Here is a 26,038-nt window from a genome sequence, read left to right as displayed (position 1 = left end):
CGATCGGGCCGTCTCACGCCCCGGCCACCGCCCGCGGTGGGCCAGATCCACCCTACGTGCGATCACAACTTCCTGGGAGGTCGCCGAACGTGTTTTACGCCGCACGACTGGCGCCTCCGGGGTCCTCCACTTCCGCGGCCGTGCGGGTCAGTCTGCACACCGTCGCGTTCGGGAGCTGGTGGTGTCACGCCGGGGCGAGTTGCCCCGGATCCTTGTACGGATTCCACGACCTCAGTAGGTTCGAGACGAGGTTGAGCGAGGCTCAACCCGCTCGGCTCGTTGGAGGTGAAGGGCATGGGCCACACCGTGGTCATCCCGCTGGTCCTGCGGGACGGGCGTGTCTGCACCGGTGCCCGCACCGCAGGGTGGGGTTTGGTGGTGACCTGATGTTCGACGCCTTCCTCTCCGACCACGACTACCAGCGCGAGGTGCGCAGGGCACACGCGGGGCTGGACCGCCTGGCAATCGACGGTGACCGTACCCCGGCGGTGCGGGACGTGGTGCTGCGCTCCTGGATCCGTTCCGTGCGCCACCTGGAGTCACCGGAGGGCGTCCTCGTCCAGACTGTCCACGAGCGGGCCGGCCTGGAGGAGGCACGCCGCGCCCACCCGTTCCACGACGTCCTGGGGCTTCTCCACACGCGGCTCGTCGAGCCTGCAACTCGAGCAGGGCTGCTCGTGGCACTCAGCGACGCCCACGGAACACTGCTGTGGGTCGAGGGCGGCGGAGACACCCGTCGCCGGGCCGAGGGGATGGGATTCGCACCGGGCGTGGACTGGTCCGAGGCCGCGATGGGGACCTCTGCCCCAGGACTGGCCATTGCGAGTCGAACGGGCGTCCAGGTCAGCCAGGCCGAGCACTTTGCGGCCCCGGCGCAGCAGTGGAGCTGCAGCGCGGTGCCCGTCCTGCATCCCGTCACGGGAGAGGTGATCGGCGTCATCGACGTCACGGGTGGCGAGGACGCGGTGTCGTCCCTCGTGCTGCCCCTTCTCGAGTGCACGTCCCAGGCCGTGACTCGAGAGCTCGGATCTCTGCTGGACCCGCGCGCAGCGGGTCGTGGGTGGGCAGACAGAGCGCGTGAGGACCTCGGCGGAACCGTGGCGTCTCGCGCGACGGCGGTGAACGCCGGGTTGCCTCGGACAGAGGCACCCACGGTCCGGCTGCGGGTCACCGGTGCCCCTCCCGCAACCATCGGCTGGGGAGGGCAGAGCCGGGACCTCTCGACCCGCCACGCCGAGTTGCTCACTCTGCTGCACTGGCACGCCGGCGGCCTCAGCGCGGCGGAACTCGCCGAGGCGTTGTGTCCCGGTGGCGGTCAGGAGGTCACGGTCCGGGCGGAGATCGCCCGTCTCCGCAAGGGGATTCTGCTCCACGGGGACGGCCTCATCGGCGTGGCATCCCGGCCGTACCGGTTGACAGGGTCACTGGTCAGCGACGTCGCACTGTGCCACCGAGCGCTGGGCCTCGGGGATCTCGCCGCCGCAATGCACCACTACCGCGGCCAGCTTCTTCCCGGTTCCGAGGCTCCCGGAATCAGGGAGATCCGTGACGAGGTGTCCGCGCTGCTGCGCGAGACGGTCCTGCAGGCGGGATCGTGGTCGCAGCTGTGGCACTACTCGACCCTCCCGGAGGCCCACGCGGATTCCGAGGTGCTCATGGCCGTTCTTGCTCGGGCTCCCAGGGCTGCTCCGGAACGTTGCGCGGCCATCGTCCGCCTCGAGTCCCTCGAACGCTGAGATCCGACGTTGCAACCCTCCTGCAACCTTGCTCTCGGTAGCGTCGAAGGACATCACGGACCGGACGGTCGGACAGGGTGGACACGGACCTCGTCCACACCCGTCGTTCCCACCGGACGTGGACACAGAGAACTCAACGAGGAGTTGGACATGTCTTCCATGAACGCGGCAGTTGTCAAGGGATTCGGCGAGGACCTGGTCGTGGGGCCGAACGAGATCCCCGAACCCGGACCGAACCAGGCGCTGGTGAAGCTCATCGCCTCCGGGGTCTGCCACACGGATCTCCACGCCGCGGGCGGCGACTGGCCCGTCAAGCCGAAGCTCCCCCTGATCCCGGGCCACGAGGGCGTGGGCATCGTGGAAAAGGTGGGCGAGGGAGTCACGGAGATCGAGGTCGGGCAGATGGTCGGCAACGCGTGGCTGTGGTCCGCGTGCGGCCACTGCGAGCACTGCCGCCAGGGTTGGGAGACGCTCTGCGAGGAGCAGGTCAACGGTGGCTACGGCGTTGACGGCTCGTTCGGCGAGTACATGCTCGTGGACGCGCGCTATGCGGCCATCATCCCGGAGGGCGCCGATCCCTACGAGATCGCCCCCGTCCTGTGCGCGGGCGTCACCGTCTACAAGGGACTCAAGCGCACGGAGGTCAAGCCCGGTCAGTGGGTCGTGATCTCCGGGATCGGCGGTCTCGGGCACATCGCAGTGCAGTATGCGGTGGCCATGGGTATGCGCGTGGTGGCGGTGGACGTCGCCGACGACAAGCTCGCTCTCGCGAAGCAGCACGGTGCCGAGCTCACTGTCAACGCATTCGCGGAGGACCCCGCGGAGGTCATCCAGCAGGAAATTGGGGGCAGCCACGGAGTGCTCGTGACCGCGGTCCACCCCCAGGCCTTCGGGCAGGCGATCAACATGACGCGTCGCGGCGGGACGATTGTGTTCAACGGCCTGCCTCCGGGCGACTTCCCCGCTCCGATCTTCGACATCGTGCTCAAGGGACTCACGATCCGCGGATCGATCGTGGGCACGCGGCAGGACATGATCGAGGCCCTCGAGTTCTACGCGGCGGGCAAGATCCACCCCACCTTCAGCAAGCGTCCCCTCGAGGACATCAACGCCATTTTCGAGGAGATGTCACACGGCAAGATCGATGGCCGCGTGGTCATCGAGTACTGACCCGTAGCAGCCGAGCCGGCCACGGGAACGAGGGTGGTCCGGTGACCAGACCGCACGGCGTCGTCGTGCCTTGCACACCGTGCCGGCTGTCCCGGGGATTCCCCCCCCGGACAGCCGGCACGGTGCCGTGGGGTGCTGACCGGTGGTGGAGGACTGACTACAGCAACGCCGCGAACCCCGTGCTGGCCATCCAGAAACCAACGATCCCGGCGATCCACAGCAGCGTGATCTTCGTCTGGTGCTCCAGAGTGGGGACGACTCGCTCGAGCCGGGGCCAGATCCGTTCACCCAGCAGCGCGGCTCCTGTGATCAGCACCAGCGCGGGGACGATCATCACGAGGCAGTACCCGGCTAGGAGCACGAGTCGCGCGGTCCATCCCACGGGCATGGCCGTGATGATGCCGTTCGCCGCGAGGTAGGGGACCATCGTGGCCGCCTCCGTGAGCGCCGCGCCAGCGCCGAGGACGATCATGGCCGCGGGATTCTGCCGGGACGGCACTCGGCCCAGCCCCTCCTTCTTGACGGGATCGGGAGCGAAGACCCCGTAGCCGAACAGTCCGAGACCGGCGATCAGCTTGAACCACTGGGCCGGCCGGCTCGCCCACACATCCGCCGCGAGATGCGAGAGCAGGTCGAAGCCCAGGGCTATGCCCACGCCGAGACCGAAGTAGATGAGCACGACCGTCGCGAAGTAGACCGCGAGCAGTACCGCGTCCACACGCCGGCGGGCGATCACGAGGACGAGCGGGATCACCAGGGTCCCCAGGCTCGTGCTGTCCAGCAGCGCCAGCCCGACCAGTGCCAGGAGATCGCCCATGCCCCTCCTCTTCCCATACGAACGTAAGATCCAAGAACGACAATACGTTTGTACGAGAGCGGGGGCAATACACTCGTGCGAGAGGTGAGGCGCGATGACCGGTGACCGAGACGTCCCTTCGGGCGGCGGGACGCGAGAGAAGATCGCCGAGGCCGCGATCCGGGTGATCGCCCAGCAGGGCTTCGATGTGGTGAGTGTGCGCAGCGTGGCCCAGGAGTCCGGGCTCTCGGCGGGTACCGTGCAGTACCACTTCAGGACCCGCAGGGACCTGCTGGTGGCCGCGCTCGAACGCTCCGTGGAGCGGCAGACGGAGCGTGTCGTGGCGGCCCGAGGGCTGCCGGGCTACCGGGCGTCGCTGTGCCGGGCCCTGCGCGAACTCCTGCCGCTGGAGGGCGTCCGTCACGAGGATGCCGCGGTGTGGGTCAGCTACGGGGCCGCAGCGTCCACGCGTGACTGGCTTGCCGAGCTCTATTGGCAGGCCATGCGCACGTTCCACGACCTCGTGCGCGCGGCACTGGAGCGGGCGCAGCAGGACGGGAAGTTGCGGGACGGACTCACACCGGAGACCGCAGCTCCGCTCGTCACGGCACTGGTGAACGGTCTGACGATCGACCACCTGAATGCACCGGAGGAGGTGAGAGCGCGGGTCGAGACTGCGCTCGACCGTGGCCTGCGGCTGATCCTCAGTGACTGACTGACTGACTGACTGGCGACGACGCCCGGGCCGGCTTCGCGCGCCCCGCGGGGGTGCTGCCGTTCCCGGCCCCGGCGAGCATCACGAACCCCACGCAGAACCGGGCGATCGACAGCCCGTAGTCCATCACCTTCGCCACGACCATCGAGGTGATCGAGCGGAAGACCCCGCCGTGGGACTGGGCCCGGAAGCAGCTGCCGTACTGCTGCATCTCCTGTCCCGAGACCGAGTCGCCTCACCCGCTGCGCGCGGGTCACGGTGGTTGCCGGGGCGCCGTGCATTCAGCGCAGCGGGTCGCCCGCGCCGCGGTGCAGGGCCGTCCGCACCAGGCCGGAGGCCAGGACCGGCAGCTGGTCGGGACGCACGAGATCGGCCAGGCGGGCGGCCTCGTCGGGAAGGCCGAGCCTCACCGCGCCGGACAGTGCCTTCTTGTCGAGGAACGGGGCGAGGACGGGCCACACGCCCTGTGCCTCGCGGGCGAAGATCGCTGCGCCCGCGGGTCCGATGCCCGGGAAATCCTGCAGCCGTTCGAGGATCTGCCCGGGGCCGTCGCACGCGTCGCGAAGGCGGCGCAGGTCGCCGTCGTCGTCCTGGAAGAGCTGCTGCGCGCCATCGTGGAGCATCGTGGCGGTGCGTTCGTCGTAGCGTCTGTACCCGCCGCGACCCAGCGCCGCCAGCAGCGCGGGGCGCGACGCCCCACGCATCGCCTCGGGGGTGCGGAACCCTGCCGCGAACAGCTCCCGTGCGGTGGCAACGGCCGCGCCCGCGCCGATCCGGGCGGACAGCAGATTGGCCAGGACGAGCAGCTGGAACAGGGGAGCGGGCACGTCCGCCAGCTCAATCCCCGCCTCCTGCGCGTACGTGCGGTCGTGGCGCGCCAGCAGCAGCTCCACCGTCTCCTCGTGCGATCGGCTCAAACGGAGTGCCTCCCTCCCCGGTCCGGGAACCCGTCGTGTTCCCTGTCAATGCTAATTAGACTGATGGTGCGTGCCGCGTCGGCGGGCCCGTGAGACCTCCGGCAGGACACGCGACCACAGCCTCAATTCGAAGGAGCGTCACGGTGGAAGACAACGAGCAGGTCCAAAAGGTCCGGGACATCATCAAGAGCACCCGCATTGCGATGCTCACGCACCTGGACGACGAGGGCCACCTGATCTCCCGGCCCATGGCCACCCAGGACGTGGACTTCGACGGCACGGTGCGCTTCATCGCCGAGCGCGCCTCGGCGCAGGGCCAGGCCATCCAGAAGAACCCCGAGGTGAACGTGGCCTACTCGGGCAACGGCGCGTGGGTCTCCCTGTGCGGCACGGCGCGCATCGTCAACGATCCGGACCAGCTGCGCGAACTGTGGAGCTCTTTCACGGAGTCGTGGCTCGAGGGCGGCCCGGAGAACCCGAACAACGTGCTCATCGAGGTGGACGGACACACCGCCGAGTACTGGGACGCCCCGGGTGGCAGCAAGATCACCCAGGTGGCCAACCTCCTCAAGGCCAAGGTGACGGGCGAGACGGTGGACGGCGAGAGCGGGGCCGTGGACCTCTGATCCACACGTTCTCGTCACGCCTCAGGGGCCGCGTCCGTTGTGCACGGGCGCGGCCCCTGTCGTTTCTGCGGATCGTCCGGGTCTGGGGTGCAGAGACACACTTGTGGACCGGGGACGACGCCGGCGGGTCCGCAATGATTGCCGGCCACCCGTTCTGCCGGCTCCCGCGACGTGGAGTGCGGCCCGTCAGGGGCGCACGTCCGGGGCGTCCATGGTGGTGGGCAGGCCCGCCTCCTGCCACGCCTCGAAGCCGCCGACGACGTCCGTGACGCGTGAGAGCCCCATCTCCCGCAGGGTCCAGGCGGCCAGGGAGGTCGCGTAGCTGTGGCGGCACACGAGGATCCACCGCTGCTCCGGTGACACCGCCTCCGGAACGGACCAGGCGAAGTCCGGGTCCAGCCGCCACGGCAGCACCGTGAGGTCGATGACCAGGGCGCCCGGGATGTGCGGGCCGTCCCCGCGGTGGGTCTCGGTGCGCACGTCCACGATGATCGCGCCCTGCTGCTGCTCCCGGTGCGCCTCTTCGGGGCTCAGCCGGTCGAGGTTCTCGCGCACGCGGTCGAGGAACTGCACGGAGCGGGGGCGGGTGTCGTCGGGGTGCTCGGTCATGGCCCCAGGCTACGGCCCTGCCCGCTGTGAGGGTGCCTACCATGGGCCATGACTGTTCGCATGCTGTCGATCGCCACCGAGCTCCCGGACACGACGATCCGCCAGGAGGATGTCGCGGAGGTCTTCGCCGAGCAGCCGGGCATGACGCGGCTGGGCTCCCGCCTGGTCCGCGCCACGTTCCGCGCGGCCGGGGTGGACACACGCCACACCGTGCTTCCCGAGCTGGGCACCCTTGCCGACGCCGCACGGCAACGCCGGGGCGACGCCGTGCCGTCGGGTCCGGAGGGCACCGTTTGTCCGCACGAGGAAGGTGGCGGTGCGGCGGCGTCCTCGTTCGTGGCAGCCGCCGAGGGTCAGCTGCTCTCCCCGGGCACGCGCGAGCGCAACCGGATCTACACGGAGAACGCGCGGCGCATGTTCGTCTCGGTGGCGCGCGCCGCCCTGGAGCGCGCGCCGGTCGAGGCGGCGCACGTGACCCACGTGGTCACCGTGTCCTGCACCGGTTTCTTCGCGCCGGGCCCGGACGTGCGCGTGGCCAAGGATCTCGGGCTGCCCGCGGACGTGACGCGCACGCACCTGGGATTCATGGGTTGCAACGCGGCGTTCCCCGCCCTGCGGGCCGCGGCCACCGCGTGCCGCGCGGACCCGCGGGCCGTGGTCCTGGTGGTGTGCCTGGAGCTGTGCACACTGCACCTGCACGTGCGCAACGATCCGGACACCGTCATGGGCAACGCCCTGTTCGCGGACGGTGCGGCCGCCGCGGTGGTCAGCGCGCGGGAGGTCCCTCTCGCGGGGCCGAGCTTGGAACTGGTGGACTTCGAGACAGCACTCGCTCCCGTGGGAGAGGACGAGCTCGCGTGGAGCGTGGGGGACGAGGGCTTCGAGATGATCCTGGGCGCGTACGTGCCGCGGATCATCGACGACCACGTGGCCGACGCGCTGGCCCCGCTGCTGCGCCGCACGGGCGAGACAGTGGAGCACGTGCCGCAGTGGGCGGTGCACCCGGGCGGGCGCAGCATCCTGGACAAGGTGCAGTCGCGGCTGGGCCTCTCGCAGGAGCAGATGGCGCCCTCCCGGAGCGTGCTGAGCGAGGCCGGGAACATGAGCAGTGCCACCATCCTGTTCGTGCTGGAGCGGATCCTCGCCCGCGGGGCTCCTGGCGCGGTGGCTGCCATGGCGTTCGGGCCGGGGCTGAGCATCGAGAGCGCGCTGCTGCGGGTGCTGCCCGGGCCCGCCGACGGTCAGGGCGAGTGACCCGTGGACCCGCTGCTGCGCCGTCGGGCCCTCAACGAGCCTGAGCTCATGGACGATCCCGCGTGCGATCCGCGGGCCCTGGACACCACCTACCGGATGTTCGGCGTCATCAACCCGCTCGTGGCCTCCTGGAGGGCGGTCTACGTGCGTGACCTCCGCCCGGTGCTGCGTGCCGCGGCGGCGGAGTCCCGCCCGGCCGCGGTCCTGGACGTGGGCTGCGGGGGCGGCGACGTCGCACGGGCCGTGGCGCGCTGGGCCGCCCGGGACTCGCTGGACGTGCGGGTCACGGGCATAGACCCGGACTCCCGGGCCATCACCTGGGCCCGAGCTCACGACCGCGGGACGGGAACCACCTACCGGGCGGAGTCCAGCGCGGACCTCGTGGCAGCGGGGGAGCGGTACGACGCCGTGCTCTCCAATCACGTGCTGCACCACCTGGAGGCGGCCGACCTGACCGGACTGCTGGAGGACTCCGCGCTCCTGGCCCGCGGAATCGCGGTGCACAACGACCTGCGGCGCTCACGCCTGGCATGGCTCATCTACTGGGCGGCCACCCTGCCGCTGGCTCGTGCCCGCACCTTCGTGCGCTTCGACGGGCTGCTGTCCATCCGGCGCAGCCGCACACTGGGCGAGCTGGCCGCGCTCATGCCGCCCGGGTGGCGGGTGCGCGGCCAGCGCTTCTTCCGCGTCCTGGCGGTGCACCGGGGAACGGACTGACCCGCGACCCCGACTGACGCGTGGACCCGACTTGCCCGTGGGTCGGGCTGATCCGGGGGCCGGTGCAAGAAGGGGGCAGACCGGGCCGGGGTCAGGTCGTACCGGGGCGGGAGTCCTCGTCCCACCCCAACTGCGGCGTGGCGCAGGTCTCCCGGAAGACGAACTGGGAGGGGTGCTTGCGCTCGCGGCTGGACCAGTCGATCGCGGGTCGGTGCGTGCTCTCGGGGACGTAGCCCAGCCGGTACACGGCCATGAGCTCCAGGTCCTCCGGGACATCGAGCAGCTCCACGATCCGCGCCCACTGGTGCGGTGCCTCCATGGGGAAGGAGACGAACTGGATGCCCATGCCCAGTTCCACGGTGGTCAGCCACAGGTTCTCCATGGCCGCGCCCATGCTGAACACGGAGTAGAAGCCCGAGAGCTCCTCAGGCCGGTACTCCCCGCGCTCCAGCATCACGCCGAGCAGCAGCGGGGAACCGGCAACGAGCTTGCGGTTCTCCTCGCCGAGGGTCTGCGGCACCCGCAACCGGTTCATGAGTTTCTGCCCGGACGGCGTGAACGCCCGGGAGGTGAACGGGCGCAACAGGGCGGGCAGCCTGTCGAAGAGCATGCCGCTGCGCAGGGTGTCCATCTCCTTCTGGCTGAAGCGGAAGTACTTCTTGTACCGGTCGAAGAACGTTCCCGCGCCCATCACCTCGGTCATGCTCTCGCCGCTGATGCGGGCGATCGTCCCGATGGTCTCCCTGTCCTCGACCAGCACGAACCGCCACGGCTGGCTGTTGAACTGGGACGGCGCCGCGGCGGCCGCGCGGATCAGCAGCTGCTGGTGCTCGGGGCTCACCGGATCCGGGCGGAACGGGCCGTTGGTGGTCCTGCGGTTGAAGACAGCGTCCAGGAACTCCATGGTTCACCTCCAGGCCAGCGCGAGGCCGGCCGCGTAGCACGGTGCCGCCGCGAGGGCGTCCCGCGTGTGGCGTGGCAGCGGGCGGGCGCCGTGGCGCTGCAGCAGGACGAGGGGGACGAGCGCGGGGACCAGGGCGAACGCCGTCGTCGACCCCTCCCGCAGCCCCGCCACCACGGCGGCCGCGGTGAGCGAGGACGTGCTCACGTACAGCGCGTGGTGCACCCACCGGAAGGGGGACGTGTCCACCCAGCCGAGCGCCGCGGCCGTGCCCAGCGCGCAGTTCGCGCCGTAGGAGCCCGCGGCGGCGGTCACGAGCGTGCGCACCAGTTCCACGGTTCCTCCCTCGACGGCGTCGTGCCCCTCGCAGTCATCGTGCCACAGCTCACCCGCGGGGCCGGGAAGCAGATGTCCGCCGGGCACTGTCGGAACGACGAGGGCCGACCAGCGGTCTGGTCGGCCCTCGTCCTTCGTCGCCCGGGGAACTGTCGAACCGCTGGGGTGGTGCTGGTCAGGCGTCCTGCGGCGGGAACTCACCGGTGTGCACCACACGACCCGAGGCGGCGTCGTCGTGGAACTCGGAGACGGCTCGGCCCCGGGGTGCCGCGTTGGCGTCCCCCTCGATGGGGAAGCGGTATGTGACCCGCAGGGTGGCGTCGTCAACGCGCTCGACCTTGGGCTCGAAACCGAAGTGCGTCGCGGACGCGGTGCCCAGGTACTGGCCGTGGGAGAAGAGCATGATCGTCTGCGGTGAGGACGCCGTCGCACCGGCCACGGTCAGGGAGACCCAGGAGGGGCCCTCGCAGCCGCTGTAGGTGGACGCGTCAGCCTGGTCGACGGCCCAGCCCGGTGCGTTCGGCACGTCCGGGCCGTAGGGCGGGGGCAGCAGTTTTGCCGCCTGCTGCACGGCGTACTCGTTGGAGTCGTCGAGGCAGGGGTCGGCGGCTGTCTGTGCCGTGGGCGGCGCCACGTCCTGCGAGCCCGCACCCGATGCGAGGGCGGGAGCGGAGAGACCTCCGGCGAGCAGCAGTGCTCCGGCTGTGGCGGCGGCGGTGCGAGTGGAAAGGCGTGTGAGGTGTCCCATGACGTGACTCCCTTGGCGTTTTCCGTACGGCCGTCACTCGACGACCTGTTGCCGCACTGGGGCTCGACCGCATGTGTGCAATAGAAAACACGGGAAAGGGGTTGCGTTTCGCTGACCTTGGCGAGCCGTTCGCAGGTGGTTGTTCCTGCCGAGCGGGCATTCCTGGTCCCTGGCCAGGGTGCTGCCCCTTGTCGAGCGCGGACCAAACCTGTGCGTCTGGGGGAGACAACGGTGCAGGCACGACGTCGGGGCCGCCCACCGGTGTCCGGTGGACGGCCCCGACATGCAGGGCGTCAGGCGCTCCGGCGCCCTTGCCACGGGGAGGATCAGGAGTTCAGGTGGGGAGGCAGCTGGCCCTCCTGGGTGAGCGTCCCGGTGTCCTGGTCCCACGAGTACGTGGAGGTCGCCTGGCCGCGCGGGTCGGCATTGCTGTCGCCGGCCTGCGGGTAGTGGAAGGTCACGTCCAGCGTGGAATCGTCCACGCGGGCCACATCCGGGGCGAATCCGAAGGAGCCGTTGGTTGCGGTGCCCAGATAGGCGCCCTTGTGGAAGAGCATGATGGTGCTCGGGGAGGAGGCCGTGGCGTCCTCGGTCTGCACCGTGATCCAGGACAGCTCCGCGCACTGGTCGTAGGTGGAGGTGTCCACGTTCTTGGTGTCCCACGCGCCCTGGTCCTCGTGGTCCGCGCCGAACGGCGGGGTCAGCACGGGGATCCAGCGCTGGGCAGCCTGGTGACCGGTCTCAAGGCCGCAGTCGGACGCGGCGGAGGACGATGTCGCGGCCTCGGATGCCTGCCCCGAGGCCAATGCCGGGCCTGCAATGCCACCGGCCAGCAGAAGTGCTCCTGCGGCTGCGGCGGTGGTGCGGGTGGAAAGACGAGTGAGGCGTCCCATGAAGTGACTCCTTGGGTGTTTTCCGTACGGCCACCGGTGTGGCGACCTGGTTCCACCATGGGGTCTCAGGCGCGACTGTGCAAAGGAAAACACGGTGTCCCGGCCGTCGGGGTGTCAGCCGATGCCCGGGGGCCACTCGCCGGAGTGGTCGATGGACTCGGTGTCCGGGTTCCAGCTGTAGACGGAGACGGCGCGGCCGCTGGCTTCTGCGTTGCTCTCGTTGCCGCGGTTGTACGTGTAGGTGACCTGGATGGAGGAGTCGGACAGTCGCACCGTGGCGGGGTGGAAGCCGATGGGGGTGGCCGTCGTGGTGCCCAGGTAGTCGCCGTCGTGGAAGAGCATCTGCTGTCGGATGGAGGAGCCCGTCCCGCCTCCGGACAGGGTCACCCATGAGAGCGCGGCGCACGGGTCGTAGGTGCCCAGATCGTCAATGGTCCACATCGAGGGATCGTCCACTCCGGGCACCTTGTCGAGGTTGTCGTCGACGGCCTTCGTGGCACTGTCGGTGCCGCAGGACCCGGACAGTTCCGGGGTGGCAGACGACGTCGCCTCCTCGTCCGCACCGTTGGGCGCGTTGCTCGGTTGTGCCGCGGGCTGCTGCGTGGGCTGGGTGGCGGGCCGGGTGCCGTCGAGGGTGGACGGCGTCGTCGTCGGGGCCTGCGAGCGGATGCCCGAGGTGGGCGCGTTGCGGGCGGCGGTCGACGTCGCCTGCGGCTCCTCCGCGGACTGCGAACCGCACGCCGTGAGCCCGCCGAGGGCGAGCACGAGCAGCGTGGGGATGACGACGGCGTGGCATGTCCTGGGCATGGCGGGCCTCTCGGCGAGTCCTTGACCCGCAGTGGTGCGGGACTCCGCCGGAGGAGCGGAGTGCCCCAACTCAACCACCATATAGATGCAAAGTGATGCAACGCGGCCGTGTCGACGTCGTGCCACCAGCTTCCAGGCGTCGAAACGGTCCCTGAGCGGTACGGCACCGGTCTCGGACCCGCCCGCGGCGAACCTCCGCCGGGGCGGTGGAGGTGGCGCGCACGGCGCCGTAGTCTGGCGGTGCCCGTGACAGCACGCGGCTCCAGATCCCGCGAAGGAGCAACCATGACGCAGCCCATCCCGGACCCCAACCCGCTGGACGATCCCGAGGTGCACAACGAGATCCTCGGCAAGGACGAGTTCTCCGAGACCTCGGGGGACGAGGACGACGCCTGGGAGGAGGACGACGCCCAGTGGGGCCAGGACGACGACCCCCTGAAGCACCCCGAGGGCGCGGACGCCCGGCAGCTCGCGGACGACGAGGACCTCATGGTTGAGCCGGGTACGGACCCGGAGCTCACCGACCCGGAGGTCGAGCGGATGATCGACGACCCGCAGGCTGACGAGGAGGTCAACGAGTCCCTCGAGGACGCAGGCTTCGACAGCTCCGATCCCCTGGTGGACGAGGACTGACCGTCCGGGGGTGCCCTCTCCAGCAGTGGAGGGGGCACCCGCCCGGGTGACTGGACGCCGCGGCGTCGTCGATCACTCCGGACGCGGCGGTCGGCGCCCCGCGGGGAGTGGACACGGGAAACACGTGGTGCGCAACCGTGTCCGGGCGGAGGTCTATCCTGTTCCCATGACTCGTTTCAGCCCCCTGGAGTGGCCGGTCATCCGCCAGCTCCGCACGGGGGACCGCACCGGCCGCAGCTCTGCGGTGGAGTCCCGGCACACCCGTGACCTCACCGCCCGCACCGCCACGGCGGACCGGGTGGTGCAGAGCATCTGTCCCTACTGCGCGGTGGGCTGCGGACAGAAGGTGTACGTCAAGGACGAGCGCGTCATCCAGATCGAGGGTGACCCGGACTCGCCGATCTCCCGCGGGCGGTTGTGCCCCAAGGGCTCCGCGAGCGAGCAGCTCGTGAACTCCCCGGGCCGCCAGACCCAGATGCTCTACCGGGCGCCCGGCGCCTCGGAGTGGCAGCCCCTGGAGCTTGACACCGCGATCGACATGATCGCGGACCGCTTCCTCGAATCCCGACGCCGAGGCTGGCAGGACGCGGACGAGGACGGCCGTCCGCTGCGGCGCACCATGGGCATCGCGTCCCTGGGCGGCGCCACGCTGGACAACGAAGAGAACTACCTGATCAAGAAGCTGTTCACCGCGGCAGGGGCGGTGCAGATCGAGAACCAGGCCCGGATTTGACACTCCGCCACGGTTCCCAGTCTGGGAACCTCGTTCGGTCGCGGTGGCGCGACCCAGTCCCTGCAGGACATGGCCAACGCCGACTGCATCGTGATCCAGGGCTCCAACATGGCCGAGTGCCATCCCGTGGGCTTCCAGTGGGTCACGGAGGCCAAGGCGCGCGGTGCCAAAGTCATCCACGTGGACCCGCGCTTCACACGCACTTCCGCGGTCGCTGACAAGCACCTGCCCATCCGGGCGGGCTCGGACATCGTGCTGCTCGGTGCGCTCATCAACCACGTGCTGAGCAACGACCTCTGGTTCCACGACTACGTGGTCAACTACACGAACGCCTCCAACCTGATCAGCGAGGACTTCGAGGACGCCGAGGACCTGGACGGACTGTTCTCCGGCTACGACGAGGAGAGCGGCGGCTACCACCTGAAGTCGTGGGCGTACCAGACCGAGGACTCCGAGGGGCAGGACTCCCGCGGAGAGGCGTCTGACGACGCCGCGGGCCGCGGAGTCGACAACCACGTCTTCGGCGTCGAGCACGAGCACGCCAAGGGTGCCAAGCAGCGGGCCGAGGCCGGTGGCGACAAGTTCGGCAGCGGCGGCGCACCCGTGGGCGGGGGCGCTTCAGCGCGGGACGAGACCCTGCAGCACCCGCGCACGGTGTTCCAGATCCTCAGGCGCCACTATGCGCGGTACACGCCGCAGATGGTGCGGGAGGCGTGTGGCATCTCGGAGGCGGACTTCGAGTACCTGGCACGCTCCGTCACGGAGAACTCCGGACGGGACCGCACCACGTGCTTCGCGTACGCGGTGGGCTGGACCCAGCACACGCTGGGAGCCCAGTTCATCCGCACCGCGTCCATCCTGCAGCTGCTGCTGGGCAACATGGGCCGGCCCGGTGGCGGCATCATGGCGCTGCGCGGGCACGCGACCATCCAGGGCTCCACCGACATCCCCACCCTGTTCAACCTGCTGCCCGGCTACCTGCCCATGCCCTCGGTGACCCAGCAGTCGTTCTCCGACTACGTGGACGGCATCCGCACCACGGAGCAGAAGGGCTACTGGGCGAACGCAGAGGCGTACGCCGTCAACCTGCTGAAGGCGTGGTGGGGCGACGCCGCCACGGCCGAGAACGAGTGGGCGTACGACTACATCCCCCGCATCAACGGTGCCCACGGCACCTACCAGACGCTCATGGCCATGCTCGAGGACAAGGTGGAGGGCTACTTCCTCCTGGGGCAGAACCCCGCCGTGGGCTCGGCCAACGGACGGATGCAGCGGCTGGGCATGTCCCACCTGAAGTGGCTCGTGGTGCGGGACCTGAACATGATCGAGTCCGCCACGTGGTGGAAGGACGGCCCGGAGATCGCCTCGGGGGAGCTGAAGACCGAGGACATCCAGACCGAGGTCTTCTTCATGCCCGCGGCCACGCACGTGGAGAAGTCAGGCTCGTTCACCCAGACCCAGCGGCTCGTGCAGTGGCGCCACCAGGCCGTCACCCCGCCCGGGGACGCGCAGAGCGAGCTGGAGTTCTTCTTCGAGCTCGGCAAGCGCATCCGGCAGCGGCTCGCGGACTCCGAGGATGCGCGGGACCGTCCCCTGCTCGACCTCACGTGGAACTACCCGCTGGACGAGCAGGGTGAGATCGATCCGGTCTCCGTGCTGGCCGAGATCAACGGCCGATTCGAGACCGGAGAAGACGCAGGGGAGCCCCTGAGCAGCTACGGCCAGATGACCGCGGACGGCAGCACGTCCGGTGGGTGCTGGATCTACGCGGGCATCTACGCGGACCGCGTCAACCGGGCGGCCATGCGTGTTCCGGGGTGGCAGCAGGACGAGATCGCCTCGCAGTGGGCGTGGGCCTGGCCCGCGAACCGCCGCATCCTCTACAACCGCGCCTCCGCGGACCCGCAGGGCAGACCGTGGAGCGAGCGCAAGAAGCTCGTGTGGTGGGACGAGGAGAGCCGGCGCTGGACGGGAAAGGACAATCCGGACTTCCCCGTGGACAGGGACCCCTCGGCGCGGCCGGGACCGGACGTCGCCGGGCCTGACGGCCTGGCGGGCAACGACCCGTTCATCATGCAGGCGGATGGCAAGGGCTGGCTCTTCGCGCCCAAGGGCATGCTGGACGGGCCCCTGCCCACGCACTACGAGCCGCAGGAGTCCCCGGTTGCCAATCCGCTGTACGCGCAGCAGCAGAACCCCACCCGGGTGATGTTCCCGCGGGAGGACAACCTCTCCGCGGCCAGCGGTGACGCACCAGGCACGGACGTCTACCCGTTCATGTTCACCACGTACCGGCTCACGGAGCACCACACGGCCGGCGGCATGAGCCGGTGGCTGCCGTACCTCTCCGAGCTGCAGCCCGAGATGTTCTGCGAGATCTCGCCGGAGCTCGCGCAGCTGAAGGGGCTGGAGCCCTACGGGTGGGCCACCATCGTCTCGCCGCGCTCGGCCATCGAGGTCAAGGTCCTGGTGACGGACCGCATGACCCCGCTGACCGTGGCGGGCAAAACGATCCACCAGATCGGCCTGCCGTACCACTGGGGTGCGGGAACGGACGCGGTGGTCACCGGTGACGGTGCGAACGACCTGCTGGGCATCACGCTGGACCCCAACGTGCAGATCCAGAACTTCAAGACGGGTTCGTGCGACATCCTCCCCGGGCGGCGGCCGCGCGGTGCGCAGCGCAACGAGCTGGTGCGCGAGTACCAGCAGCGGGCGGGCCTCACGGTGCGCACGGGCATGGATCGGATCACGGATCCCGAGCGGGAGCTCAACCAGGATCCGCTGCGGGCACGCGACAGCGGTGACACCGCTGGCCGGTCCACGGCCTACCGCCCGGGGGTGCACCCGGAAGACCACCCCGCGGACCAGGAAGAGGACACGTGAGCACGGACCGGATGACGCCCACCTCGGCCTTCGAGGACGACACCTACTGGGAGCACTCCCACCCGCGGCGCGGGTTCTTCACGGACACCTCCATCTGCATCGGCTGCAAGGCCTGCGAGGTGGCGTGCAAGGAGTGGAACCGCAACCCCGCGGACTCGGACTACCAGATCCTCGGTTCCTCCTACGACAACACGGGCGGGCTCGGCGCGGACACATGGCGCCACGTCGCGTTCATCGAGCAGTCCCACGAGCGGATCGAGGAGGCCCGGGAGTCCGGGCGCGCCCTCGTGAGCCTGGGGATGCCGCGGGTGGGACCCCCTGCGACGTCGCCCGCGCCGTCGTCCGGTGGGTGCGCATGCGGCTCCGCAACCGGGGCCGACGCCGCGGCGGCGGCCACCGCTTCGCAGGGCGGGGCGTGCGGCTCGGGCGCGTGCGCGTGCGGTTCCACTCCGGACCCGGTCGACGCCGACGCGGCGGGGCCCGGGTGCGCGTGCTCGTCGCAGTCCACGCCGGGCGTCACCGCGCCCCTGGGCTGCGGCTCGGGGGGTGGCTGCGGCGGTGGCGCCGCGGCGTCGTCGACCCGCGGCACGCACGGCACGGACGCGGACGACTCGCCCGTGCTGGACACCCCGGACTTCCGCTGGCTCATGTCCTCGGACGTGTGCAAGCACTGCACCCACGCCGGCTGCCTGGACGTCTGCCCCACGGGGGCGCTGTTCCGCACGGAGTTCGGCACGGTGGTGGTGCAGGAGGACATCTGCAACGGCTGCGGCACGTGCGTGGCCGGGTGCCCGTTCGGTGTGATCGAGCGCCGCAACGACGGTCTCGTGGAGCCCAAGACTCAGCGCGGCGCCCCGCCCATGCCGGACACCGTGAAGGTCCCGCAGGACGGCATCGCCCAGAAGTGCACGCTGTGCTACGACCGCATGAAGAACGACCAGACCCCGGCGTGCGCGCAGGCGTGCCCCACCACGTCCATCAAGTACGGCGAGCGGGAGAGCATGCTCGAGACCGCCCAGCACCGCGTGACCCAGCTGCACGAGCAGGGCAGGACCGAGGCGCGGTTGTACGGCGCAAACCCCAGGGACGGCGTGGGCGGCACGGGCTCCATCTTCCTGCTGCTCGACGAGCCGGAGGTCTACGGCCTGCCGCCGGATCCCCGCGTGCCCACCGCGGACCTGCCGCGCATGTACAAGCGGGCGGGCGCCGCGGTGCTGGGGATGCTGGCGCTGGGTGCGGTGGCCTTCACGGCGGGTGACCGCGCATGAGCATCTCGCCCTACGACAGCTACCGCCCGCCCGAGGAGCCCCACCGCAAGCGGCGGCGCCGCAACCGGCCCGCCGGCGGGGGTGCCTTCCGCCGCGGTGGTGGGGACGGCTCCCGCGAAGTGGCCATGGTGCCCGAGCCGGAGTTCACCTCCTACTACGGCCGTCCGATCGTGAAGGCCCCGCCGTGGGACTCGAAGATCGCCACGTACCTGTTCCTGGGAGGGCTCTCCGGCGGCTCCGCGATCCTGGCGCTCGGCGGCTGCCTCACGGGCAGGTCCGCCATGCGCCGCAACGGTCGGCTGGCGGCGCTGACTGCGGCTGGGCTGGGCGGCATCGCACTGGTGGCAGACCTCGGGCGCCCGGAGCGCTTCCTGCACATGATGCGCACGTTCAAGCCCACCTCTCCCATGAGCGTGGGCTCGTGGGTGCTCGCGACGTTCTCCACGAACGCGGGGGTGGCCGCGGCCGTGGAGCTGGACCGCATGACGGGAGAGCGCCTGCCGCTGGGCCCGCTGCGCCCCGTGCTGCACGCGCTGGAACTTCCCACGAGTGTGGCCGCCGGTCTGCTCGGGGCGCCCATGGCCACGTACACGGCCATACTGCTCAGCGACACCTCTGTGCCCACGTGGCACGAGATGCACGGCCACCTGGCGTTCGTGTTCGCGTCCTCGGCATCCCTGGCCTCGGGCGGGCTGATCCTGCTCACCACACCCACGTCAGAGACGGGGCCCGCGCGCTTCTTCGCGGTGGTCGGTGTGGCCGGTGAACTCGTGGCCATGCACGTGATGAAGGGTGAGATGGATCCCGTGACGGTGGAGCCCCTGGAACAGGGCAAGCCCGGTGAGTGGCTGGAGTGGAGCGAACGGCTCTCGATCCTCGGGGGTCTCGGCGCGCTGCTCGGCGGACGACGCCGCTGGGTCGCCGCGGTCTCCGGCGCCGCCTTGATGACGTCCTCGGCGCTCACCCGTTTCGGCGTTTTCTGGGCCGGCAAGGAGTCCGTGAAGGACCCCAAGTACACGGTGATCCCGCAGCGCAACCGCCTCAACAAGCGGCGCGCGGCGGGTATCACCGACGACTCGATCACCACGGGCCCGCAGCACCAGGGGGGCTGAGACCACGCTTCCGCGCGGCTGCCGCCGGATGGTGCGCCCTCCGCCACCGCAACGGTCTCTTCACCGCGTGCTGCGGTGGCGCGGACGAGCAGGCGCCGCACCCTCGGTTCAGCTCACGCCTCAGCGCACGGTGACGAAGGTCTGCGCCGCCTCCGGAAGCACGGTGGTCTCGCCGATCACCGGGTAGCCCGGGACCTCGCCGACCACGAGCAGCCCGCCGGAGGTCTGGGCATCCGCGAGCAGCAGCAGGGTGTCCTCGGAGATTCCCGACTCGGCGGTGAGGTAGGGGCGTACCCAGTCCAGGTTGCGGCGGGTGCCGCCGGAGACGAAACCGTCCCGCAGGGCGTCCGCCGCGCCGTCGACCAGGGGAACGGCGGCGGCATCGATCATTGCGCCCACGCCGGAGGCCCGGCACATCTTGTAGAGGTGGCCCAGCAGGCCGAAGCCGGTGACGTCCGTGGCGGCCTCCGCCCCGGCGGCCAGTGCCGCCTCGGACGCCGCCTTGTTCAGTGACGTCATGGTCTCGATGGCCGCAGGGAAGATCTCACCGGTGGTCTTGTGGCGGTTGTTGAGCAACCCCACGCCGATCGGCTTGGTGAGGGTGATCGGCAGACCGGCCCGGGCGGCGTCGTTGCGCATCAGGCGCTGCGGGTCCGCTGTGCCCGTGACGGCCATGCCGTACGTGGGCTCCGGAGCGTCGATCGAGTGCCCGCCGATCACCGGGCAGCCCGCCAGCTGGGCCACGTCCAGTCCACCCTGGAGCACCTCCGACATCAGCTCCATCGGCAGCAGCTCGCGCGGCCAGCCCACCAGGTTGATCGCGACGACCGGGGTGCCGCCCATGGCGTAGACGTCCGAGAGGGCGTTGGCGGCGGCGATCCGACCCCAGTCGTAGGCGCTGTCCACCACCGGGGTGAAGAAGTCCGCCGTGGAGAGCACGGCGAGGTCCGGGCGCACGAGGACGGCCGCGGCGTCGTCGCCGTCGTCCAGCCCCACCAGGACGCCCGGCGCGTTCTGACCGGTCAGTCCGCGAACCGCGTCCTCCAGCTCTCCCGGGGGAATCTTGCACGCGCAGCCTCCACCGTGGGCGTAGCTCGTGAGGCGGCCGAGACCGGCTGCGGGGTCCTGGGCGGGGGAGTCCGCGGGGCGTTCACTCATGGGACCAGTGTAGGAACGCGCTCCGACAGCCTACTGAGCTCACGTGTCCGCGGGCGGTGATACATTCGGCCGCGGAGGCGTACGTGTCCTGGTGGGCGCCCCGGTCTTCAAAACCGGTGAGACCGAGCACCTCGGTCTGGCGGGTTCGATTCCCGTCCGCCTCCGCCAACCATCGCGTATCACGACCCCGGGGCTGCTGCGGTCAGGCCCGCGACCGATAGGTCCCGCTCCCGGGAGGCTGCCCCGCCCCAGCGCGGGCGGTGGGGTGCGGGGTCGTCGCGGACAGCCACGCGCAGCGCCCGCCGTGCACCGGGCCCGCACTCACCCGGGCGCCGGGCGGCCCCTGCGCGACCGGGGCGCCCGCGGGGAGCGGCGTCCAGACATCCACTCGAGGAGCAGCGTGAGCACAGAGGACCCCCGCCGTCGCATCCCCCGCACGGACCGTGTGCTTGCGGACCCGCGGGTCCGCGCGGCGGCCGCAGGACTGGGCGACGCCGCCGTGCGCGCCGCCGTCCTCGCCGCGCAGCAGCGCGCGCGGGGCGGGGAGATCGCCCCGGAGGCCGTGGTGGAGGCGGTGGTCGCGGGCCTGGGCGCGCGCGGCGCGAGCTCCCTGAGCCCGGTGCTCAACGCCACGGGCGTGGTTGTGCACACCAACCTCGGGCGGGCCCCACTGTCCCACGCCGCGAAGCAGGCCCTGCTCGCCGCCGCCGACTACGTGGACGTGGAACTGGACCTGGCCACCGGGCAGCGCTCCGCGCGCGGCGCGGGGGCCCGGGAGGCGCTGCTGGAGGCATGCCCCGCAGCGGAGGACGCTCTGGTCGTCACGAACGGCGCCGCCGCGCTGGTGCTCGCCACCACGGCCCTGGCCGGCACCCGAGAGGTGGTCGTCAGCCGGGGTGAGTTCGTGGAGATCGGAGCCGGATTCCGGCTCTCGGACCTCATGGAGTCCACGGGGGCGCGTCTGCGCGAGGTGGGCACCACCAACCGCACCCACCTGGGCGACTACGAGGCCGCTCTGGGTCCGGGGACGGGCTGCATCCTCAAGGTCCACCCCAGCAACTTCCGGGTGGCCGGCTTCACCGCGGCCGTGCCGCTGCGGGAGCTGCGCTCCCTCGCGGACGCGCACGGCGTGCCGCTCGTCGTGGACGTGGGCAGCGGCCTGCTGACCCCGGACCCCACCCTGCCGGACGAACCGAGTCTCGCCGAGGCCCTGGAGGCTGGGGCGGACGCGGTGATCGCGAGCGGGGACAAGCTCCTCGGCGGGCCCCAGGCCGGTCTGCTGCTGGGCCGCGCGAAGACTGTTCGGCGCCTGGCGCGCTTCCCGCTGGCCCGAGCAGTGCGCGCGGACAAGCTCACCCTCGCGGCGCTGGAGGCCACGCTGCGTGGGGGGCCCACTCCCGTCGGCCGGTCCCTGCACGCGGACCCCGAGCGGCTGCGCGAGCGCGCGGAGGCACTGGCCAGCGTGGTCGGCGCGGAGGCGGTCCCGCATGACGGCCGCGTGGGCGGGGGCGGCGCACCGGGGGTGCCTCTGCCGGGCTGGGCGGTGCGACTGCCGGAAGCGGCCGCCGAGGCGCTGCGGCTGGGCACCCCCGCGGTGCTGCCGCGCGTGCACGACGGCGCGTGCCTCGTGGATCTGCGCTGCATCCCGGAGGCGGACGACGCCGCACTGACCGACGCCGTGCGCGCCGCGCTGGAGGGACTGCGCTGATGTACGTGGTGGCAACCGCCGGTCACGTGGACCACGGCAAGAGCAGGCTTGTGCGGGCGCTGACGGGTATTGAGCCGGACCGCTGGGACGAGGAGAAGCAGCGCGGGCTCACCATCGACCTCGGCTTCGCCTGGACCGCGCTGCCCTCGGGGCGGCACGTGGCGTTCGTGGACGTCCCCGGGCACGAGCGCTTCCTCGGCAACATGCTTGCCGGCGTGGGACCGGCACCCGTGGTGTGCTTCGTGGTGGCCGCCGACGAGGGCTGGCAGGAGCAGTCCGGCGACCACCGGGACGCCGTGGCGGCCCTGGGCATCAGCGACGGGCTGATCGTGGTCACCAAGGCGGACCGCGCGCCGGAGCGGGTGGCCGACGTCGTGGCCCAGGCCCGCGCGGAACTGGCGGGAACGGGACTCGCCGAGGCCCCCGCCGTCGTCGTGTCCGCGCAGGACGGCACGGGGCTCGACCGGTTCCGCACCGCGCTCGACGACGTGCTGGCCCGGGTTCCCGCTCCTGACCCGGACGCGCGCGTGCGGCTGTGGATCGACAGGACGTTCACCATCTCGGGCGCTGGGACCGTGGTCACGGGGACGCTCACGGCGGGCACCCTGCGCGCGGGGGACCGCATGGTGCTGCGCGGGGCCGCGGGGGAGCAGGACGTCACGGTGCGCTCCCTGCAGAGCCAGAACACGTCGGTGCCGGAGATCGGGCCAACGAACCGCGTGGCCGTGAACCTGCGCGGCACGAGCAAGGACGCGATCCACCGCGGGGACACGCTGCTGACCCCGCGGGCCTGGCCGGTCACCGACGTCCTGGAGGTGAGGAGGGAGCGCGGGGAGCCCTTCACGGAGGTCCCGGAGCAGGTGGTGGTGCACGCCGGAACGGCCGGGGTGGGCGCGCGGCTGCGACCGCTGGACGCCGAGCACGCCCGCCTGCAGCTCGACCACCCGTTGACGCTGGTGCCGGGGGAGCGGCTGGTGCTCCGCAGCCCGGGGGCGCGCGTGGCGCTCGGTGGTGCTCGCGTGCTGGACGTGGACCCCCCGGCCCTGGACCGCCGCGGTGCCGCGTCGCGGGAGGCGGCGCGGCTCGCGGAGATTCCCGAGCACGGGGACCCCGTGGCCGAGACGGTCAAGTACGGCGCGGTCTCTGCCGCCCGGCTGCGGCTGCTCGGATTCCCCGCCGAGGCCGCACCCGCCGGTTCGCCCGTGCTGGTCACGGACGGGTGGTGGATCCACACCGCGCACCTGGACCGGTGGGCTCGCGAGCTGCGCGACGCCGTGGCGGCCCTGCGTGCGCGGGAGCCCCTGGCCCCGGGACTCTCCCGCGGTGCCGCGGCCACCGCACTGGGGGAGCCCGCCGCCCACGTGCTGCGCGCCGTCGTGACCCGTGCCGGTCTGGAGGAACGGGACGGGTACCTGCTCGTGCCCGGTCACGGGGGCGGGCTGGGCGCGGCCGAGACCGCCGTGGCCGCGCTCGAGGACAGGCTGCGCGCCACCCCCTTTGCTGCGCCCGAGGCCTACGAGCTCGACGACCTGGGACTGGGATCCCGCGAACTGGCCGCGGCGCAGCGGCTTGGCCGGCTGCTGAGGCTGCCCGGCGACGTCGTTCTGCTGCCCACTGCCCCCGCGCTCGCCATGCGCGAGCTCGCGCGCCTGCCGCAGCCGTTCACCACGAGCCAGGCCCGCCAGGCGTGGGGCACCACGCGCAGGGTCGCCATCCCCTTGCTCGAACACCTCGACGCGAAGGGCTGGACGCGCCGCGAGGACGGCAGCAACCGCAGCATCGTGCGCTGAGGAGCCGTGGGGCGACGACGCCGCGCGGCGGCCGGCGCGGCGGCTGCCGGTTCGCGCTGCGGTCCGGGGCACCGGGGGACCGTCCGCGTGACCTGCGGCAGGACGTGTGGCCCACTGACATGCAGGACGTGGCGCCCGACCTGTCGCGGGCCCTGCCACAGGCCGTGAGTGTGTCGGACGCCCCGCGTAGGATGACCGACACCGAACGCACCCCGTGGACCCCAGCGGTCCCCGACCCAGCCAAGGAGAAGCCATGACCGAGAACCCCGCACAGGAGCCCGGCGAGCAGAACGCCCAGCCGCCGCTCGAGAACGGCACGCCGGATGCGGCTCAGAACGGCGTCCAGGGTGGCGCCGCGCAGGGCGCGCCGCAGAACCCGGCCGGCAACGGGGCGCCCCAGGGCGAGACCATCGGTGCCACCGGGGACGCGCAGGACTCCACTCTGGAGAAGGACCCCTCCGAGTGGGTCAGCGGCGACGAGCCCATGACCCCCGCGCAGAAGTCCTACCTGGACACCCTCGCCAAGCAGGCCGGCGAGGAGCTGCCCGCGGACCTGACGAAGGCGCAGGCCTCCGAGCACATCGAGCGCCTCAAGGGTTCCTCGAACTGACCGACCCGGGTCTGTCCCGAGGACGCTTCCGGTGGGTCGCACCGCCGCGGTCTCACGACGGCGGCGAGCGGCCCACCGGCACCTCACGACCCTGCTCCGAGCGCGCCGGGCCCGGGTGACAGCCCCGTGCGACGCTGTCATCCGCTTTGGTGGCGCACGGACGGCGCAGTAGATTGACCGGCGTGCCGCAGGAAACGAAACCCACGCTGAAGACCACGCTCATCGGCTCCGGAGAGCACCGCCTCGTGTTCCTTCACGGGCTGTTCGGGCGGGGCAAAAACTTCACGAACATCGCCAAGGCCCTGCAGCCGGACTTCACGTGCCTGCTCGTGGACCTGCCGAACCACGGTGACTCGGCCTGGACGGAGAGCTTCGGCTACGCCGCGATGGCAGACACCGTGGCGGACGAGCTGCGCCGGGACTTCGCCGCGGACGGGCCCGTGGACGTGCTCGGGCACTCCATGGGTGGGAAAGTCGCCATGCTCCTGGCGCTGCGCCACCCGGACGTGGTGCGCAGGCTCGTGGTCGAGGACATCGCCCCCGTGGACTCCCAGGAGGCGGACACGGAGGCCTCCCGCGGGAACTTCGAGCACCTGCTCGGCTCCCTCAAGCGCCTGGACCTCACGGGCATCACGCACCGTTCCCAGGCCGACGCCGCCCTGCGCACCGAGATCCCCGAGGACCAGGTGCGCGGCTTCCTGCTCCAGAACCTGCGCCACCGCGACGGCGGCTTCGGATGGCAGCCCAACCTGGACCTGCTCCACGACCAGCTGGACGACGTGGGCGGCTGGCCAGAGGAGGACATCGCGGGCCGGACCTTCACCGGACCCGTCCTGTGGATGGCCGGCGAGAACTCGCCCTACATCCAGGACGCGGACGCACCGGTGATGCGTGCCCTGTTCCCCCGGACCGTGCGGATCACCGTGCGGGACGCCAGCCACTGGGTGCACGCGGACCGCCCGGACGAGGTCGTCATGGCGCTGCGCACGTTCCTGCTCGCGGACCGCTGAGCATGGTCCGCACCCCGCACCGCGACGGTTCCGCGCGGGACTCCACGGCTCAGGGTGTGCTCCTGGTGGTGGCCGCCACCCTCGTCACCCAGACGGGTGCTGCCATCGCCGTGAGCCTGTTCGACGAGATCGGCGCCCTGGGGGCCGTGTTCCTCAGACTCGCCATGGCCGCGGTGGTGCTGTGCGCCGTCGTCCGGCCCTCCCTGCGGGGGATGACCCGCGGGGTCCTCGGCGTGGTCCTGGCGTTCGGCGTCAGCCTGGGCGGGATGAACATGCTCATCTACCAGGCGTGGCGCGCCTGCCGCTGGGGGTCGCGGTGACCATCGAGCTGCTCGGGCCACTTGTCCTCTCCGTCGTGCTCTCCCGTCGGCTCACCGGGGTGCTGTGGGCCGGGCTCGCGCTCGCGGGTGTGCTGCTGCTCAGCGGAGTGGGTCCCGGAACGGAGATCCCCGATCCCGCGGGGGTGCTCTTCGCGCTGGGCGCGGCCTCCCTGTGGGTGCTCTACATCCTGATGTCCCGGCAGGCCGGGCGGTCGTTCCCCGGAGTGCAGGGGCTTGCGCTCGCCATGGTGGTGGGCGCGGTGCTCGCCGCGCCCTTCGGGATCGTCAGCGGCGGGGCGGCACTGCTGCGGCCGCACGTGCTGCTCATCGGTCTCGCCGTGGCCCTGATGTCCTCCGCGTTGCCGTACGCACTGGAACTCGCGGCGGAGACGTTCTCGATCCTCGTGAGCATGGCGCCCGCCGCCGCTGCACTCGTGGGGTGGCTGATCCTGGGGCAGGAGCTCGGGGCGGCGGAGCTGGCGGGTATGACGCTCGTGATCCTCGCGAGCGTGGCGGCGGTGCGGGCCGGGCGTGCGCCGTCGAAGGGGCCGACGCCGCCCACAGCCTGAGTGCCGGGACGTCCGG

Annotated in this window: 24 protein-coding genes, 1 tRNA gene and 1 pseudogene; 16 read left to right on the top strand and 10 right to left on the bottom strand. The window is 71.3% G+C overall.

Annotated features, from left to right (window positions below):
- Nucleotides 1-386 precede the first annotated feature (386 nt).
- The gene (locus ABD264_RS04155) at nt 387-1,736 is read left to right on the top strand and encodes a helix-turn-helix domain-containing protein (protein WP_344204475.1); all 1,350 of its coding nucleotides are present in this window, start codon (nt 387-389) and stop codon (nt 1,734-1,736) included.
- 150 nt (nt 1,737-1,886) lie between these two features.
- Nucleotides 1,887-2,906 (top strand): alcohol dehydrogenase AdhP, encoded by a 1,020-nt coding sequence (gene adhP, locus ABD264_RS04150; RefSeq protein ID WP_126874370.1) that lies wholly within the window; start codon nt 1,887-1,889, stop codon nt 2,904-2,906.
- A gap of 157 nt (nt 2,907-3,063) precedes the next feature.
- Here adhP and ABD264_RS04145 read toward each other — a convergent pair whose 3' ends face one another.
- A complete protein-coding gene (locus ABD264_RS04145) occupies nt 3,064-3,723 on the bottom strand; it encodes a GAP family protein (protein ID WP_290499564.1) in 660 nt (219 codons plus the stop codon).
- 94 nt (nt 3,724-3,817) lie between these two features.
- Here ABD264_RS04145 and ABD264_RS04140 point away from each other — a divergent pair, with 94 nt between their 5' ends.
- Complete coding sequence (locus ABD264_RS04140) at nt 3,818-4,417, top strand: TetR/AcrR family transcriptional regulator (protein ID WP_344204472.1); 600 nt, start codon at nt 3,818-3,820, stop codon at nt 4,415-4,417.
- Here ABD264_RS04140 and ABD264_RS04135 read toward each other — a convergent pair.
- Nucleotides 4,407-4,628, bottom strand: a complete 222-nt coding sequence (locus tag ABD264_RS04135) for a hypothetical protein (protein ID WP_145009696.1) — start codon at nt 4,626-4,628, stop codon at nt 4,407-4,409. The genes ABD264_RS04140 and ABD264_RS04135 overlap by 11 nt on opposite strands.
- A 70-nt stretch (nt 4,629-4,698) precedes the next feature.
- Complete coding sequence (locus ABD264_RS04130; protein ID WP_055083683.1) at nt 4,699-5,334, bottom strand: HhH-GDP family DNA glycosylase; 636 nt, start codon at nt 5,332-5,334, stop codon at nt 4,699-4,701.
- A gap of 143 nt (nt 5,335-5,477) precedes the next feature.
- Between ABD264_RS04130 and ABD264_RS04125 the strand changes: the two genes are divergently transcribed.
- On the top strand, nt 5,478-5,960 hold the full coding sequence (locus ABD264_RS04125) for a pyridoxamine 5'-phosphate oxidase family protein (protein ID WP_144941949.1): 483 nt from the start codon (nt 5,478-5,480) through the stop codon (nt 5,958-5,960).
- A 186-nt stretch (nt 5,961-6,146) separates the two neighbouring features.
- Here the strand turns inward: ABD264_RS04125 and ABD264_RS04120 are convergent, their stop codons facing one another.
- Complete coding sequence (locus ABD264_RS04120; RefSeq protein WP_144941951.1) at nt 6,147-6,569, bottom strand: rhodanese-like domain-containing protein; 423 nt, start codon at nt 6,567-6,569, stop codon at nt 6,147-6,149.
- Between the two features lie 48 nt (nt 6,570-6,617).
- Here ABD264_RS04120 and ABD264_RS04115 point away from each other — a divergent pair, with 48 nt between their 5' ends.
- Together ABD264_RS04115 and ABD264_RS04110 are read left to right on the top strand one after the other, a co-directional pair.
- On the top strand, nt 6,618-7,823 hold the full coding sequence (locus ABD264_RS04115) for a type III polyketide synthase (RefSeq protein WP_145009690.1): 1,206 nt from the start codon (nt 6,618-6,620) through the stop codon (nt 7,821-7,823).
- Between the two features lie 3 nt (nt 7,824-7,826).
- Nucleotides 7,827-8,540, top strand: coding sequence for a methyltransferase domain-containing protein (locus ABD264_RS04110; protein ID WP_303105081.1), 714 nt, complete (start codon nt 7,827-7,829; stop codon nt 8,538-8,540).
- A 91-nt stretch (nt 8,541-8,631) separates the two neighbouring features.
- Here the strand turns inward: ABD264_RS04110 and ABD264_RS04105 are convergent, their stop codons facing one another.
- From ABD264_RS04105 to ABD264_RS04085, 5 genes are all read right to left on the bottom strand, one after another.
- The gene (locus ABD264_RS04105) at nt 8,632-9,444 is read right to left on the bottom strand and encodes a nitroreductase family protein (RefSeq protein ID WP_144941957.1); all 813 of its coding nucleotides are present in this window, start codon (nt 9,442-9,444) and stop codon (nt 8,632-8,634) included.
- 3 nt (nt 9,445-9,447) lie between these two features.
- Nucleotides 9,448-9,777: a hypothetical protein gene (locus ABD264_RS04100; protein WP_144941959.1), complete on the bottom strand. Its 330-nt coding sequence runs from the start codon at nt 9,775-9,777 to the stop codon at nt 9,448-9,450.
- 175 nt (nt 9,778-9,952) lie between these two features.
- The gene (locus ABD264_RS04095) at nt 9,953-10,525 is read right to left on the bottom strand and encodes an LppP/LprE family lipoprotein (protein WP_344204460.1); all 573 of its coding nucleotides are present in this window, start codon (nt 10,523-10,525) and stop codon (nt 9,953-9,955) included.
- A 326-nt stretch (nt 10,526-10,851) separates the two neighbouring features.
- Nucleotides 10,852-11,418, bottom strand: a complete 567-nt coding sequence (locus tag ABD264_RS04090; protein WP_344204457.1) for an LppP/LprE family lipoprotein — start codon at nt 11,416-11,418, stop codon at nt 10,852-10,854.
- Nucleotides 11,419-11,532: 114 nt separating this feature from the next.
- Nucleotides 11,533-12,225, bottom strand: a complete 693-nt coding sequence (locus ABD264_RS04085) for an LppP/LprE family lipoprotein (protein ID WP_144941964.1) — start codon at nt 12,223-12,225, stop codon at nt 11,533-11,535.
- Nucleotides 12,226-12,510: 285 nt separating this feature from the next.
- Here ABD264_RS04085 and ABD264_RS04080 point away from each other — a divergent pair, with 285 nt between their 5' ends.
- The 4 genes from ABD264_RS04080 (at nt 12,511) to nrfD (ending at nt 18,857) form a co-directional block, all read left to right on the top strand.
- Nucleotides 12,511-12,858 (top strand): hypothetical protein, encoded by a 348-nt coding sequence (locus tag ABD264_RS04080; RefSeq protein WP_144941966.1) that lies wholly within the window; start codon nt 12,511-12,513, stop codon nt 12,856-12,858.
- Between the two features lie 166 nt (nt 12,859-13,024).
- On the top strand, nt 13,025-16,477 hold the full coding sequence (gene fdh / locus ABD264_RS04075; RefSeq protein ID WP_344204452.1) for a formate dehydrogenase: 3,453 nt from the start codon (nt 13,025-13,027) through the stop codon (nt 16,475-16,477).
- On the top strand, nt 16,474-17,745 hold the full coding sequence (locus ABD264_RS04070) for a 4Fe-4S dicluster domain-containing protein (RefSeq protein WP_344204449.1): 1,272 nt from the start codon (nt 16,474-16,476) through the stop codon (nt 17,743-17,745). Before fdh ends, ABD264_RS04070 begins: the two co-directional genes overlap by 4 nt.
- Nucleotides 17,742-18,857, top strand: coding sequence for an NrfD/PsrC family molybdoenzyme membrane anchor subunit (nrfD, locus tag ABD264_RS04065; protein ID WP_344204446.1), 1,116 nt, complete (start codon nt 17,742-17,744; stop codon nt 18,855-18,857). Before ABD264_RS04070 ends, nrfD begins: the two co-directional genes overlap by 4 nt.
- A gap of 120 nt (nt 18,858-18,977) precedes the next feature.
- Here the strand turns inward: nrfD and selD are convergent, their stop codons facing one another.
- Nucleotides 18,978-20,015 carry a selenide, water dikinase SelD gene (selD, locus tag ABD264_RS04060; protein WP_344204443.1) on the bottom strand — a complete coding sequence of 346 codons (1,038 nt, stop codon included), beginning with the start codon at nt 20,013-20,015 and terminating at the stop codon, nt 18,978-18,980.
- A 73-nt stretch (nt 20,016-20,088) separates the two neighbouring features.
- Between selD and ABD264_RS04055 the strand changes: the two genes are divergently transcribed.
- The 6 genes and pseudogenes from ABD264_RS04055 (at nt 20,089) to ABD264_RS04025 (ending at nt 26,022) form a co-directional block, all read left to right on the top strand.
- Nucleotides 20,089-20,183, top strand: a tRNA-Sec gene (locus ABD264_RS04055).
- A gap of 232 nt (nt 20,184-20,415) precedes the next feature.
- The gene (gene selA, locus ABD264_RS04050) at nt 20,416-21,723 is read left to right on the top strand and encodes an L-seryl-tRNA(Sec) selenium transferase (RefSeq protein WP_303105065.1); all 1,308 of its coding nucleotides are present in this window, start codon (nt 20,416-20,418) and stop codon (nt 21,721-21,723) included.
- Nucleotides 21,723-23,513 (top strand): selenocysteine-specific translation elongation factor, encoded by a 1,791-nt coding sequence (gene selB, locus ABD264_RS04045; protein ID WP_344204438.1) that lies wholly within the window; start codon nt 21,723-21,725, stop codon nt 23,511-23,513. The genes selA and selB overlap by 1 nt, the downstream gene beginning before the upstream one ends.
- A gap of 253 nt (nt 23,514-23,766) precedes the next feature.
- On the top strand, nt 23,767-24,123 hold the full coding sequence (locus ABD264_RS12445) for a DUF3072 domain-containing protein (protein ID WP_145009652.1): 357 nt from the start codon (nt 23,767-23,769) through the stop codon (nt 24,121-24,123).
- 182 nt (nt 24,124-24,305) lie between these two features.
- The gene (locus ABD264_RS04035) at nt 24,306-25,133 is read left to right on the top strand and encodes an alpha/beta fold hydrolase (protein WP_295108124.1); all 828 of its coding nucleotides are present in this window, start codon (nt 24,306-24,308) and stop codon (nt 25,131-25,133) included.
- Between the two features lie 2 nt (nt 25,134-25,135).
- Nucleotides 25,136-26,022, top strand: a pseudogene (locus tag ABD264_RS04025) (EamA family transporter).
- Nucleotides 26,023-26,038: the final 16 nt, after the last annotated feature.

Source organism: Kocuria salsicia (assembly GCF_039532055.1).
GTDB classification, from domain to species: domain Bacteria; phylum Actinomycetota; class Actinomycetes; order Actinomycetales; family Micrococcaceae; genus Kocuria; species Kocuria salsicia.
The sequence above is the reverse complement of the archived record's forward strand: the minus strand, read 5'-3'. Positions and strand labels throughout refer to the sequence as shown.

Excerpts from the sequence above, each read along its gene's own strand:
- ABD264_RS04155 (WP_344204475.1), top strand. The coding sequence starts at position 387 with ATGTTCGACGCCTTCCTCTCCGACCACGACTACCAGCGCGAGGTGCGC.
- adhP (WP_126874370.1), top strand. The coding sequence starts at position 1,887 with ATGTCTTCCATGAACGCGGCAGTTGTCAAGGGATTCGGCGAGGACCTG.
- ABD264_RS04145 (WP_290499564.1), bottom strand. The coding sequence starts at position 3,723 with ATGGGCGATCTCCTGGCACTGGTCGGGCTGGCGCTGCTGGACAGCACG.
- ABD264_RS04140 (WP_344204472.1), top strand. The coding sequence starts at position 3,818 with ATGACCGGTGACCGAGACGTCCCTTCGGGCGGCGGGACGCGAGAGAAG.
- ABD264_RS04135 (WP_145009696.1), bottom strand. The coding sequence starts at position 4,628 with ATGCAGCAGTACGGCAGCTGCTTCCGGGCCCAGTCCCACGGCGGGGTC.
- ABD264_RS04120 (WP_144941951.1), bottom strand. The coding sequence starts at position 6,569 with ATGACCGAGCACCCCGACGACACCCGCCCCCGCTCCGTGCAGTTCCTC.
- ABD264_RS04115 (WP_145009690.1), top strand. The coding sequence starts at position 6,618 with ATGACTGTTCGCATGCTGTCGATCGCCACCGAGCTCCCGGACACGACG.
- ABD264_RS04105 (WP_144941957.1), bottom strand. The coding sequence starts at position 9,444 with ATGGAGTTCCTGGACGCTGTCTTCAACCGCAGGACCACCAACGGCCCG.
- ABD264_RS04095 (WP_344204460.1), bottom strand. The coding sequence starts at position 10,525 with ATGGGACACCTCACACGCCTTTCCACTCGCACCGCCGCCGCCACAGCC.
- ABD264_RS04090 (WP_344204457.1), bottom strand. The coding sequence starts at position 11,418 with ATGGGACGCCTCACTCGTCTTTCCACCCGCACCACCGCCGCAGCCGCA.
- ABD264_RS04085 (WP_144941964.1), bottom strand. The coding sequence starts at position 12,225 with ATGCCCAGGACATGCCACGCCGTCGTCATCCCCACGCTGCTCGTGCTC.
- ABD264_RS04080 (WP_144941966.1), top strand. The coding sequence starts at position 12,511 with ATGACGCAGCCCATCCCGGACCCCAACCCGCTGGACGATCCCGAGGTG.
- nrfD (WP_344204446.1), top strand. The coding sequence starts at position 17,742 with ATGAGCATCTCGCCCTACGACAGCTACCGCCCGCCCGAGGAGCCCCAC.
- selD (WP_344204443.1), bottom strand. The coding sequence starts at position 20,015 with ATGAGTGAACGCCCCGCGGACTCCCCCGCCCAGGACCCCGCAGCCGGT.
- selB (WP_344204438.1), top strand. The coding sequence starts at position 21,723 with ATGTACGTGGTGGCAACCGCCGGTCACGTGGACCACGGCAAGAGCAGG.
- ABD264_RS12445 (WP_145009652.1), top strand. The coding sequence starts at position 23,767 with ATGACCGAGAACCCCGCACAGGAGCCCGGCGAGCAGAACGCCCAGCCG.